Annotated in this window: 11 protein-coding genes and 1 pseudogene; 4 read left to right on the top strand and 8 right to left on the bottom strand. The window is 44.7% G+C overall.

Annotation, left to right across the window (positions count from 1 at the left end; all coding sequences use genetic code 11):
• Window positions 1-140 precede the first annotated feature (140 nt).
• Window positions 141-465, bottom strand: a pseudogene (locus tag R7F67_RS07700) (IS1-like element transposase); the annotation flags it as partial.
• A gap of 394 nt (window positions 466-859) precedes the next feature.
• Here R7F67_RS07700 and R7F67_RS07695 point away from each other — a divergent pair.
• Window positions 860-2,464, top strand: a complete 1,605-nt coding sequence (locus tag R7F67_RS07695) for a S8 family peptidase (protein WP_053304572.1) — start codon at window positions 860-862, stop codon at window positions 2,462-2,464.
• 257 nt (window positions 2,465-2,721) lie between these two features.
• On the opposite strand, the gene fabG is transcribed toward R7F67_RS07695, so the two are convergent.
• The 4 genes from fabG to R7F67_RS07675 all read right to left on the bottom strand — a co-directional run bounded on the left by fabG (window position 2,722) and on the right by R7F67_RS07675 (window position 6,614).
• On the bottom strand, window positions 2,722-3,441 hold the full coding sequence (fabG, locus tag R7F67_RS07690; protein ID WP_053304573.1) for a 3-oxoacyl-ACP reductase FabG: 720 nt from the start codon (window positions 3,439-3,441) through the stop codon (window positions 2,722-2,724).
• Between the two features lie 299 nt (window positions 3,442-3,740).
• On the bottom strand, window positions 3,741-4,535 hold the full coding sequence (locus R7F67_RS07685; RefSeq protein ID WP_149192137.1) for a metal ABC transporter permease: 795 nt from the start codon (window positions 4,533-4,535) through the stop codon (window positions 3,741-3,743).
• Window positions 4,536-4,537: 2 nt separating this feature from the next.
• On the bottom strand, window positions 4,538-5,482 hold the full coding sequence (locus R7F67_RS07680; protein ID WP_165439082.1) for a metal ABC transporter solute-binding protein, Zn/Mn family: 945 nt from the start codon (window positions 5,480-5,482) through the stop codon (window positions 4,538-4,540).
• Window positions 5,472-6,614 carry a hypothetical protein gene (locus tag R7F67_RS07675; protein WP_054577734.1) on the bottom strand — a complete coding sequence of 381 codons (1,143 nt, stop codon included), beginning with the start codon at window positions 6,612-6,614 and terminating at the stop codon, window positions 5,472-5,474. The genes R7F67_RS07680 and R7F67_RS07675 overlap by 11 nt, the downstream gene beginning before the upstream one ends.
• A gap of 208 nt (window positions 6,615-6,822) precedes the next feature.
• On the opposite strand from R7F67_RS07675, the gene R7F67_RS07670 reads away from it, so the two are divergent.
• Window positions 6,823-7,494 carry a cupin domain-containing protein gene (locus tag R7F67_RS07670; RefSeq protein ID WP_025767962.1) on the top strand — a complete coding sequence of 224 codons (672 nt, stop codon included), beginning with the start codon at window positions 6,823-6,825 and terminating at the stop codon, window positions 7,492-7,494.
• Window positions 7,495-7,567: 73 nt separating this feature from the next.
• Here R7F67_RS07670 and R7F67_RS07665 read toward each other — a convergent pair whose 3' ends face one another.
• Window positions 7,568-7,807 (bottom strand): YdcH family protein, encoded by a 240-nt coding sequence (locus R7F67_RS07665; RefSeq protein ID WP_005373737.1) that lies wholly within the window; start codon window positions 7,805-7,807, stop codon window positions 7,568-7,570.
• A gap of 228 nt (window positions 7,808-8,035) precedes the next feature.
• Between R7F67_RS07665 and R7F67_RS07660 the strand changes: the two genes are divergently transcribed.
• Window positions 8,036-8,839, top strand: a complete 804-nt coding sequence (locus tag R7F67_RS07660) for an SDR family NAD(P)-dependent oxidoreductase (protein WP_025767963.1) — start codon at window positions 8,036-8,038, stop codon at window positions 8,837-8,839.
• Between the two features lie 77 nt (window positions 8,840-8,916).
• Here R7F67_RS07660 and R7F67_RS07655 read toward each other — a convergent pair whose 3' ends face one another.
• Window positions 8,917-9,819, bottom strand: a complete 903-nt coding sequence (locus tag R7F67_RS07655) for a LysR family transcriptional regulator (protein ID WP_017633593.1) — start codon at window positions 9,817-9,819, stop codon at window positions 8,917-8,919.
• A gap of 80 nt (window positions 9,820-9,899) precedes the next feature.
• Entirely contained in the window at window positions 9,900-10,769 is an 870-nt protein-coding gene (locus R7F67_RS07650; protein ID WP_005387011.1) for a GyrI-like domain-containing protein, read from the bottom strand.
• Window positions 10,770-10,894: 125 nt separating this feature from the next.
• Between R7F67_RS07650 and R7F67_RS07645 the strand changes: the two genes are divergently transcribed.
• A complete protein-coding gene (locus R7F67_RS07645; RefSeq protein ID WP_017819834.1) occupies window positions 10,895-12,043 on the top strand; it encodes a PLP-dependent aminotransferase family protein in 1,149 nt (382 codons plus the stop codon).
• The last annotated feature ends 268 nt before the right edge of the window (window positions 12,044-12,311 follow it).

Genomic DNA, 12,311 nt, shown 5'->3' with positions numbered 1-12,311 from the left:
GGATTACTTTTAGTAAGGCAAAACCCAATAAACAGGATATGAATGAGTATTTACTCTGTCTTATAATGGGGCAAAAGTGTGTTTCAGTTCTTAAATGGGGAAGTGTTTTCCTCATATTCCTCAACCAATACAGCTAGCCTTTCAAGTTTACAAATTAGTCTTATATTTGCTTTATCGAAAGGCATTGAGGTTACTTACCTTGGCGAGATTTTTTAAAGTACTCAATACTGTGTTGTATGCGACATTCAACACTTGTACTGTTTCCCCTAACGCCAGAGCTATTCATTGACATATCAACAATTTTTTCTTTTACATCTGGCTTGCGGGCTTCGTAAACGTAATCGAGTTAAAGCTCTTTCGACACTCGATACATCTGGAGCGAGGAGAGCCAGAATGCCCTTTTCCATGTTCACGAACGGGCTCTGTTTTATTACAGAAACGATATTGAACTTGGATAGTAACCATGAGTTAAAAACATCAGAAATCAGGTGGCTATATTAACATCTATCAACCGATTTGAGTTATGACCAATAAAAGGATAGTTAGGTTTTTATTGCGTAAATTACGGGTAAGATGAAGTCATATAACAGGCAATATGTCAGGTGTGTAGAATTATTCTATTTTAGGGATTTTGCTCTAAGTCTAAATGAATCTTTGCATTTCAATTTCAATAAAGCTTGGTTATTGATCATGTTTCTGAGTATGCGAATTATTATCAGTTATGCATATAATTGCTCATTGTCTAGTTTGACTTGTGTAACGTCACTTCAGCACGCACTACGCTGATTGTCTGTGTTTTCGTGTTGACAGTTTGGTACTAGGTAAAAATCAACAAGACTATGATTTCAAGGAACATTTTATGTTAAAGAAACTACTAAGTTGTTGTATCACCTCCGCGCTCTGTTTTCATTCTTCTCTCGCTTTTTCGCAACCCAATGAGATTGCGGACAGTGCAGAGTTACAACAAGCTCCCGACACATTGCCTGCCACTTTGATGCTTGCACCGGACGACATCGCCATTGCAGATCGCTATATTGTGGTATTTCAACAGCCGCAAATGATGGTGAGCAATTCAACGGAATTCGAGCAATTCACGCAACAATCCGTAGACCGCATGTCTGGTTTGTATTCGATACAAGTGGAGTCGGTTTTTGACCACTCGATAAGTGGATTTGTCGCTAACTTGAGTCCTGAGCAACTAAAAGATCTGCGTTCTGATCCTCGTGTGGACTACATTGAGCAAGACAGAATCCTATCGCTTGACCCAATAGTCTCGGCAGACGCAAATCAAACCAATGCCATTTGGGGACTAGACCGAATCGACCAACGAAACTTGCCACTCGATAACAACTACAGTGCCAACTTTGATGGGACTGGGGTAACGGCTTATGTTATCGATACGGGTGTGAATAACGCGCATGTTGAGTTCGGTGGTCGCTCAGTTTCAGGATATGACTTTGTCGATAACGATGCAGATGCAAGTGACTGTAATGGACACGGCACACACGTAGCGGGCACCATTGGCGGCAGCTTGTATGGTGTTGCAAAAAACGTCAACCTTGTCGGCGTGAGAGTATTGAGCTGTACCGGATCGGGTTCTACTTCTGGTGTTATTGCCGGTGTGGACTGGGTGGCTGCGAACGCTTCCGGACCTTCAGTCGCCAACATGAGTTTAGGCGGCGGTCAATCCGTCGCTCTGGATAGTGCGGTGCAAAGTGCGGTTCAGTCAGGTGTCAGCTTTATGCTTGCAGCAGGTAACTCCAACGCCGATGCATGTAACTATTCTCCAGCACGCGTTGCTTCCGGAGTAACTGTCGGCTCGACCACCAGCACGGACGTACGTTCGAGTTTTTCAAACTGGGGCAGTTGTGTGGACGTGTTTGCGCCAGGTTCACAAATCAAATCCGCATGGTATGACGGTGGCTACAAAACCATTAGTGGCACTTCGATGGCGACGCCACATGTGGCGGGTGTAGCAGCATTGTATCTTCAAGAAAACCGTTCACTGTCTCCAAGCCAAGTAGAGGCCTTGATCGTTAGCCGCGCAACTAGCGGAAAAGTGACGGACACAAGAGGCAGCGTGAACAAGCTACTTTATAGCTTAACGGATGCAGATTGTGGCCAAGACTGCGGTGGCCCAGATCCAACACCGGACCCAGAAGGCAAATTAACCTCGGGCGTGCCAGTAAATGGTTTAAGTGGTTCAACTGGTCAAGTAGCGTATTACTATGTTGATGTAGAAGCTGGGCAGCGCTTAACCGTACAAATGTATGGTGGCAGTGGCGATGCGGATTTGTATCTCCGTTTTGGAGCAAAACCAGCACTGAATGCATGGGACTGCCGACCTTTCAAATACGGTAACAATGAAACATGTACGGTCAGTGCGACGCAAAGTGGACGTTATCACGTCATGATTCAAGGTTACTCAAACTATAGCGGTGTCAGCATTCAAGCGAGCTACTAGTTATTCTTCTCTTTACTAAAAGAGAACAAAGCCCGCTTTTCGGTGGGCTTTTCTTTTGGGAATACGGTGCTTTAGGGAATGCAGTGTTTAAGAGGAGACGCTATTCAAACGTATTGGCCTTTTGCTTCAAAAACTCAACTCGAAGCGGCATCGAAGCTTTCTATTAGTTAGTAGTACTCGCATAAGTCGGGTTCCTCAAACAAAAAAGCCCTTTACATAAGTAAAAGGCATTTTTAATTTAGTTTTTGATTAACGAGCTATAATACCAACCCACCGTCAATCTTGAGCACTTGGCCTGTGATGTAAGCGCTCTTGTCTGAGGTTAGGAAAGAGACGCCATTGGCAATATCTTGAACTGAGCCCATGCGCCCTAATGGGGTTTTGCCTTCCATCATTTGAATGACTTTCTCTGGCAGGTTCTTGGTCATGTCGGTGGCGATAAAGCCTGGCGCGACACAATTAACGCGTATCTGTGCACCCTTTCTTGACAGTTCTTTCGCCCAGCCTTTGCTCATTGAGATGACGCCGCCTTTACTTGCGCCATAGTTGCTCTGGCCGATGTTACCATCCGTTCCCACTATAGAAGAAATGCTGACAATACTACCTGCATCCTGCTCTAGCATGACAGGAGCAACACGTTGGGTGAGTAAGAACACCGCTTTTAGGTTCACGTCGATCACGCTGTCCCAGTCTTGCTCTAACATGTCTGGCAACAGTGCATCTCGAGTGATGCCCGCGTTGTTAACCAGAGCATCGATTCTTCCGTGCTGCTCTACAACTCTTTCTACTACTTCACTTACGGCTTCGGCATCACACAAGTTGACTTGATAACTGCTTAGCTGCGCCGACTGGCTCCATTCCACGGGCGCTATATCTAGCCCGACAACGTGGAATCCATCCTCCAGTAATTGCTCACAAATCGCTTGGCCAATACCACGAGCCGCACCAGTGACTACTGCTACTTTTTCCGGTTTCATCTTGGTCTTCCTTAAATGTTGAGATTACAAATTCGCTTGTATCCCTAGCGTTTTTGTTTTTATGCCTAGTCGCGTTACAGCTGCGCTTCTCATACGCAGGGTCTTTTATATCTTATAAAAACTATAGAAACAGTCTGGGAGTCGGATGTGAACTAATCAAGGCAACTTGATGACTATGGCAAGATCAACGTAAGAAAGTGTGTTGGAAGGCGCAAAGTTACACGATTGGAGGGCTTGGATAGAAAAGTATTGGTCTGATTAATCAAATACTACTTCATCAGACCAATATTACTTGTCTCTTAATCTCTTACAAACGCTGGTTTTGTTATTTTCACCAGAAAAGGCTGAAGCAAGAGATTAAACAACATGCCAGCAATAAACAGGGTGATCACAATACTCGCACCACTCGGTAAGTCATAGCGAGCCGACGCGGCAATACCCGATAAGATCCCAACAATACCGATGCTGATACTGGCGACAAAGAATCGAGTTCCCTTCAATGCAGCCGCACATAAAGCTGGAATCACCAACAAAGCAAATTCTAAATAAATGCCGGTTAACTTGACCGTAATGGGCATCAGGATTGCAAAGATCAGATAAAAACCACTACCGCGCATAAACGCAGGTTTTAACCAAACTAATAGCAACATCGCAGCGGTAATGAGTGCCAAAGGCCAAACGTCTGCCCAAGTCGCCCATAACAGTTGCCCATTAAGAATGCCTTGAATAAAGTCTCCGCCGTGTGGGTCTTTACTCACCAGCAGGATCGCCAGCGATGCAGACACGACAAACAAGCTGCCAATCATGGGCTCTAAATGTTGCTGGTATCGTTTCTCCATTAAGGCAATCAAACCGCAAAGCATCAAAGACATCACCCAAGGGCCAATCATTTCGCCAAAGAATGTGCCTGAGAACAGCGCGTATTGGCTCAACCAGTAGTGGCTTAGTGCTGCCCCCAATGCCGCGACTTGCGCCACCGCCAAATCTATAAAGATGATCTGACGATTAAGAACTTGTTGCCCCAGAACGATGTTGCCAACCAACGCAATTAAACCACACAAAACCGCAGGTAAAAGCCATGCATAATCCGCCATACTTAGATCCTCACAGGAACGGGCGGCACTAACACATCCAGTAAATCATCAATGACCTGATCGTACATCTCATCCAAGCTTTCACCCTCAGAAACGGTCAATGGCAGTTGAATCACAGGTTTGTCAGTATGATCTTGCAACCAGTTCGCTGGACGCTGATCCTGATGAGAGGAGTAAACAATCGCATCAAAACTGTCAGCATCTAACTTGGTAAGTGATTGCAGGTGAGATGTGGTCGGTGAAATGCCCGGTTTAGGTTCTAGATCGGCAATCTGCTTCATTCCGAGCCAATCGTACAAATAACGATACGTCGCGTGATAACCGACAACTTGCTTACCCTTTAAAGCAGCCCCTTTCTCATTCCATTCTTTAAGCTTTTTACGCCAATGAGCACGAAACTTCATACCATTCACTTGGTAACTTTGTGCGTTGTCGGGATCAATCGCTTTTAGGCGCTCCGTGACTTTACGAGATAATGGAATCATGTCATTTGCCGCAAATTGAACATGTGGGTTACCGTGAGCGTGTATATCTCCCATGCTACGGTCAACGTGAGCGTGAGTATCTAACATACGCACGAAGTCCGTCGCGTAGATCATGCTCGGCGCACCATTTTGCACCGCCGCATTGCTGCTACGAACTTGCAGCATAGGTAACCATCCCACTTCTAGTTCTGCACCCGAGCACATTGCCATGTCCGCTTGGCGCATCTTCGCAATCAAAGAAGGACGAGCTTGTACGTAATGTGGGTCTTGCTTAGCCGTTGTCGCTGAATAAATACTGGCATCTGGCGCGTGGCTTTCAAGAAAGGCTTTCCATTCTGGCTCACAAACGAAAATGTTTAGAGCCGAAGCAGGCGAAGCAGGCGAAGCAGGCGAAGCAATGATGGCAGCTCCTGCCGCCATCATCACCAAACTGCATTTATTTAATGTCAGCTTAGAACGCATGAGCACCGTGCGCTCCAAATGTCATCACGTATTGCAGAGTGAACACGTTGTCTGTCTCACTGTCTTGGTTATCAATGCGAGTGTATTGCGCACGGATAGTACCGAAGTGAGAAGAATCCCATGCGATCATCGCATCCATTTCTTTATCATTCAGCTCAGTAAAATGCATGTGGTCGCCATGTGCATGACCATCGTAGCTTTCTGCTTCGCCGTAACGTAGACCTGCTGACCAGCTTGGGTTGAAGCGATAAACACCCGAAACATAGTAAGCGCTTAAGTTGTCTGGTGACTCTGCATCGTTTTTATATTTGCTGTCTACCACACCGTCTAACAGCATGTATTCAGCCGATAGCGTGAAGTTGCTGTATTTGTAATTACCGTCTGGTGCCCATTTCCAAACAAAATCAGCCCCGTAAAGGTTCGCACCTGTCACTGCTGCGCCATGATGGTGATCGTGATCATGCTCTTCTTCATGACCGTGGTCGTGATCTTCGAACTCTTTAACCTTGCCGTTTTCGTTGCGCAGGTAACTTAAACCAAACTGCCAACTTGAAGATTCGGAGAAGTCATTCCCAAGCTTCAGCGTCGTGGTGTACACGCCAACTTCAGAACCATCTTCGACAGAAGACATTTTGCTACCACTAAGCGCTTCTACACCAAATTTTACGTAAAGGTCGGTTGGCAACACGATGTTTGCACGTACACCATCATCGTAGTAGTGCGAGCCAAGGAAAGTACGATAAGCAATTGGACGCTCAACAAAGCTATCGGTGTGCATGTGTTGGTTATTCAGATAACCAAAGTCAGATAGGAATCGGCCAGCGCGCACATTTACACCATATGGCAATGCCAAAGTTTCGATGAATGCCTCTTCAAGCTCTAATTCTGTCTCATCACCATGACTTTCAAGAACCGCGGTCAATGCGCCGTAAAACTTGTCGTCGATATTTGATGAGAAGTTTAATTCAGTATGGCCTAGACCAAAGCCTTCTTCGCGCTCAGAATTATGACGTTGGCCATCTTGGTAGTAGCCATCAACAACAACACCAATCTGTGGGTTCGATAGTGTGTCGGCAAAAACAGGGGATGCAAAAATGCTACCGATCACGAGAGACACCAATTTCTTATTCACTATTTTTTCCTTTTTGTTATGTTATAACATTTAATTTTGCGATGTTATAATATAACAATTCTCATTACACAAGCAGAAATTTAAATTAGGCTCCGATTTCATGTTCGTACTCAATCCATGAATTGGGCTATCAACAAATGAATCAATTGATGTTTTTTATACGTATACTAATGAGAATTAGTAATTAAATAAGTAACGGAATTTCAATATGTTGAATATGGATTTTTCAAAAAGAATCGTGATAGATACTGCTCAACAGGAGTGGATCGCCAGCCCTTCCAAAGGTGTGTGGCGCAAACCTTTGGAACGAGAAGCCAAAGAATCAGGGCATACCACCAGCGTCGTTAAGTACGAGCCAAATTCGCAGTTTTCGACTCATCCTCACCCTCAAGGAGAAGAAATATTGGTGCTCGAGGGGGTATTCTCTGACGAATACGGTGACTATCCTGCCGGCACTTACCTTCGTAACCCTCCAGGAAGTCAACACGCACCATTTAGCAAAGAAGGCTGTGTGATTTTAGTTAAACTAAATCAGTTCGAATCTGAGGATCTTGAAACAGTTCGCATTAATACAAACCAAGCGAGCTGGCAGAGTGGTGTCGGTGGGTTGCAAGTCATGCCGCTGCATAATTTTGAGCACGAACATGTCGCATTGGTTAAATGGCCAAAAGGTAAGAAGTTTCAACCACACCGTCACTTTGGTGGTGAAGAAATTTTCGTATTGTCAGGAGAGTTTAGAGACGAGCTAGGTACCTATCCCGCTCTCTCTTGGATTCGAAGCCCACATATGAGTGAGCATTTTCCTTTTGTAGAGCAAGAAACGATCATTTGGGTAAAAACTGGTCACCTGCCGCTCCAAGCTCCTGCTCAGCACTCCTAGTGTTTGCACACTTGGCATCGTCCATTGGAACTAAAATCGGCCCGCAATTTACGAGCCGATGATCATTTCGTCACTAAGAACCCATTATTCGCGAGTGGAGCCAGTCTTTGAGCTCAGCCCGGTTATGTTTTAACACGTTCATTTCGTGATCATCAATCGGGCTTCCTTGAAGTTCTAGTACGCGGATTTCCTTATCTAAAGCATTGTAGTTTTTAACGGTTTCAGCAAATGATGCATCGTTTTCGGTAAGCTGAGTAATGGTATCCAAATGTTCTGGGAATTCATGAGTTAATGAGTGATTTTCACCTAACATAGAGACCTCTTGGCTATTATTTGAGTACAAAATAGTGCCTAATTTTTGAGCACCACATGTATAACCGTAGCATCTAATGAGACGTTAATTCGTCGCACCGTCCACAAAAAGAACAACAAAGTTATTTTCAATTTTTCCTAGAAAGTGTTTTCTTTTTAGTCTCAATAGTCGAATGCAAAAGATGCCACTATGATCGTTCTATATTAACCTTCAACAATGAGAGCGATCATGCGAAAGACAATTCTAGTTACTGGATCTACTGACGGTATTGGTTTAGAAACCGCGAAAATGTTAATTAACCGTGAACAACACGTAATAATCCATGGCCGGAATATAGAGAAAGTTCAACAAGTTGAGCAAAGTTTGAGGGAGATGAAAAGTGGTAAAGTTGAAAGCCTTGTTGCTGATTTATCCTCTCCCAATGCGGTAAAACAGATAGTGATGGAGATAACAGAACGGTTCAATCATTTAGACGTCATCATTAACAATGCTGGTGTGTACGCAACACCAAATCCAAGAACTAAAGAGGGTCTTGATGTACGCTTCGCAGTCAACACCATTGCTCCCTACTTACTCACTAGAGAGCTATTGCCGTTGCTCGGAGATACGGGTCGTGTGGTTAATTTGTCTTCAGCTGCACAAACAACAGTGAACACTAGCGCTTTACTCGGTAACAAACCATTGTCAGATGGCGAAGCATATGCCCAAAGCAAATTGGCATTAACGATGTGGTCACGAGCAATCGGACTAAAGCTTAAGAACACTGGCCCTATGTTGGTATCAGTAAACCCAAAATCATTCCTAGGTAGTAAGATGGTTAAAGATGCTTATGGGGTTGCTGGTGGTGATATCCGCTTAGGAGCAGATATTCTAACTCGCGCTGCGCTATCAGAAGAGTTTGCTCAAGCGCATGGTATGTACTTCGATAATGACATTGAAGCATTCGCGCCCCCACACCCTGATGCATTAGATCAAAGCAAAACACAGCAGATAATTGATACTATTGAATTAATCTTAAGCAAACTCTATTAATAACAATTAAGAATTATCTTGAGGTTCGTTTTTATTCGGACCTTAAAAACAATGTATTCGATAAGTGAAACTTGTTATCACTTTTCCGCAAACTCCCAATAAGGTGGCGTGCCATAGTATTCAGCAAAGTAATCAATAAAGGCACGCACCTTAGGCGCAATTAAACGAGAGCTTGGGTACACAGCCCAAATCCCAGCATCCATCGCTAAAGGGTGATCTTCGAGTACTTCCACTAGCTGACCACTTTGTAATTCTTGATAAACACTCCAAACCGAGTTGATAGAAATACCTAACCCGTTTACCGTCGCGTCTCTCATCGCATCACCATTATCAGTTTTAAAACGACCAGAAGTTCTTACATTGACCATTCCATCTTTTGTATTGAATGACCAATTATTCATTCCAACTAAGTTAATACATTGATGATTCGTCAAGTCTTGGGGCTTGTTAGGTCTCCCAAATTGTTCAATATAATCTGGTGATGCAACGATAATACGACGATCTGGCGCAAGCTTTCTTGCGACCAATGAAGAATCTTTCAACTCAGCGACACGAATGGCGACATCGAAACCTCCCTCAACCAGATCAATAATGGAATCAGAAAATCGGCAGTCCACGGTTAACCCTGGGTAACGCGCCATAAAACCTTTTAATGCGGGCACAATATGCAAGCGACCAAAAGTTGCAGAGGCGGTTATACGTAATACTCCCGTTGGCGCACTCTGCCCTGAGCCAACAGCTCCCCTTGCTGCCTCCACTGTTGCAAGGACCTCCTCCGCGTGAGGTAAAAAAGCCTGCCCTTCTTCAGTTAAGGAAACTTTGCGTGTGGTGCGATGAACTAAACGAACTCCTAAGCTGTCCTCAAGTTTGTTAATGTGCGCACTAGCGACAGCAGGAGAAAGTCCAAGCTCCTGACCAGCCATGCTGATGTTGTGTGTCGAAGCCAAACGGACAAATAGCTTTACATGATCGATGTTCATTTAATTTTCAATTATTTGTAAAAAATCACCATATAGAGCTTAGCATTTTCTTCCTTACGGATAGTAAATAAATACTCCAGTTAGAAAAAACTGATGGGCAGATAGAAGTCCAGCTCAAACGCCTCATCATGGCTAAGGAAATGGTTTTTATGATAGTGAACATAAGCGGGAGTAGAACGCTGCTTAAAGCCTGAATTCGGCAACCACTTTTCTAACACCATACTCAATTGAGGAAGAAGCTCTCCATATACCCCTGTTAAGCGAAAAACAGCATGCAAACCACCCGGAATCGTCATTTGATTCACGACACCGCGTACTTTAAGCGGCTTATCAATCGCCATACAAGCCACATAGCGACACTTATCGAGCTCAACCCAAGCGGGGTTGGAGTGATGCAAACCGTATTGAACCGAAAAGTCCCGATTCTCAGAGCTTGCCCACGCCTTCAAAATCAGCCACGCATTACGAATGGAACGGCTATAACCCTCATGCCGCACATAAGCCGCAAAGCGTTGTGGAACCTCCATAATTTTAGGTTCTGGCAACTCGCGTTTAGCAACCCGATGATAACCCGCAGCCACTTCTGGATCTTTTAGATACGGCTTTTCTGCGACTTGTAAATCATGCTTTCGCCACGCGCCAGGAGACATAGCGAACGTTGCTTTAAACGCTCGGCTAAAAGAAGATACCGAGCTAAAGCCGCACTTGTTAGCAATGTCTAACACCGATGAGCTGGTATCAAACATCAGTTGATTGGCGGCGTATTCCATTCTTGTTCGACGGATATATTGATGGACAGACTCCCCTACCACATCTTTAAAAATACGATGGAAGTGCTGTTCAGAATAGGCTGCTACATCTGCTAGCTCTTTAGCCGATAAATCTCTGCTAATGTCCTGGTGAATGTAAAACAGCACGTCATTGATTCTGGAAACTTGTTGATGGCTCACGGAGTAAACTTTCGCTTAAATAGCATAAATGGACATGTTTAACAGCATAAATGGACACACCAAGCTTGGCAATTTACCTATACTATTTCTGACATAAAAAAAGACAATTACGAGAAGCACAGCACATGGAAATCGCACAGTCATTACAACAAACTAAGTCATCCTACATCCGAGAGATCCTCGCAGCAGCGAGCGATAAGAACGTCATTTCTCTTGCAGGTGGCTTGCCGGACGAAAAAACCTTCCCGATCGACTTAATGAAACCGACGCTCGAAAACCTCGCGAATATGCCAGAGGTGTTTCAATATGGCGCAACAGCAGGCTACGCCCCGCTACTTAACTTTTTGACCGATTATTACCAGCTGCCGGAATCTCATTTGGCTATGATCACAACGGGCTCTCAGCAAGGGCTAGATTTGATTGCGCGTGCGTACGTAAATCCGGGCGATAAAGTGGTGATGGAAGCACCGAGCTACCTTGGTGCTATGCAAGTATTCGGTCTAGTGCAAGCCAACATCGTGACCGTTTCACAAACCGAGTGTGGCCCAAACCTAGAAGAACTCGAACAATGCTTTGCCACGCAGCAACCAAAAATGTTCTACGCCGTACCCGATTTTCACAACCCAACGGGCGTATGCTGGGCGCTAGAGACTCGCCAAAAAGTTGCCGAGCTTTGTATACAATACGACGTGGCATTCATCGAAGACGCGCCATACCGCGAGCTGCGTTTTTCTGGTGAAGCGCTTCCACTGGTTTCGGACTTCTGCCCACAGCACTCCATCGTATTGCGCTCTTTCTCCAAAATAGCTTCACCAGGCTTGCGTATTGGTGTAGTTACGGGCAAAAGCAGCTACCTTGAGCCACTCATCAAAATTAAACAAGGTGCCGATCTGCACTCTAGTATTCCTATGCAAGCTTTGCTGCATGGTCTGCTGCAACATGACAACTTCGAAACGCACATTTCAACCATCTGTGCGCTTTACAAATCACGTTACGATGTCATGTTTGCTGAGCTGCAAAAACAGCTGCCAGAAAGTTGCGTACTCAAACCCGTCGATGGTGGCATGTTCGTTTGGGTCGAGATTCCAGAATGCGACACCTTCGAACTGGCGAAAAACCTTCTCGCAAACTGGGTTGCCGTAGTGCCGAGCCCGGTCTTTTATCCAGAAGGTTCAAAGGTAAAAGCCGCTCTGCGTCTTAACTTTACCAATGCTACACCAGAAGAACTGACGACAGCTGTCTCTCGACTCGCGGATGTCCTCAACACGTTGTAATTGAACGCGAGTGTAAGAACCTGCCTTTGAGATTCAAAAAAAGTCTCAAAGGCAGCATCAAAAAAGTTCCCCAAAAAAATTTATATTTTTCCTTCAAATCAACTCTCTACAGTAAGTGCCTGTTTTCTCTTGAACCTCTCACTCATATAAAAATGAGAACTCAATCACGTATTTGATGGTTAGAAAAGTTACGTCTATCTTTCAGTCAAAGACATCAACTTCGCAGCGTTAATGCTCTCAATTTCAGACACTTTATCAATCGTGGCTT

Source organism: Vibrio sp. YT-17 (assembly GCF_033337375.1).
GTDB classification, from domain to species: Bacteria; Pseudomonadota; Gammaproteobacteria; order Enterobacterales; family Vibrionaceae; genus Vibrio; species Vibrio alginolyticus.
The sequence above is the reverse complement of the archived record's forward strand: the minus strand, read 5'-3'. Positions and strand labels throughout refer to the sequence as shown.

Excerpts from the sequence above, each read along its gene's own strand:
- R7F67_RS07695 (WP_053304572.1), top strand. The coding sequence starts at position 860 with ATGTTAAAGAAACTACTAAGTTGTTGTATCACCTCCGCGCTCTGTTTT.
- fabG (WP_053304573.1), bottom strand. The coding sequence starts at position 3,441 with ATGAAACCGGAAAAAGTAGCAGTAGTCACTGGTGCGGCTCGTGGTATT.
- R7F67_RS07685 (WP_149192137.1), bottom strand. The coding sequence starts at position 4,535 with ATGGCGGATTATGCATGGCTTTTACCTGCGGTTTTGTGTGGTTTAATT.
- R7F67_RS07680 (WP_165439082.1), bottom strand. The coding sequence starts at position 5,482 with ATGCGTTCTAAGCTGACATTAAATAAATGCAGTTTGGTGATGATGGCG.
- R7F67_RS07670 (WP_025767962.1), top strand. The coding sequence starts at position 6,823 with ATGTTGAATATGGATTTTTCAAAAAGAATCGTGATAGATACTGCTCAA.
- R7F67_RS07665 (WP_005373737.1), bottom strand. The coding sequence starts at position 7,807 with ATGTTAGGTGAAAATCACTCATTAACTCATGAATTCCCAGAACATTTG.
- R7F67_RS07660 (WP_025767963.1), top strand. The coding sequence starts at position 8,036 with ATGCGAAAGACAATTCTAGTTACTGGATCTACTGACGGTATTGGTTTA.
- R7F67_RS07655 (WP_017633593.1), bottom strand. The coding sequence starts at position 9,819 with ATGAACATCGATCATGTAAAGCTATTTGTCCGTTTGGCTTCGACACAC.
- R7F67_RS07645 (WP_017819834.1), top strand. The coding sequence starts at position 10,895 with ATGGAAATCGCACAGTCATTACAACAAACTAAGTCATCCTACATCCGA.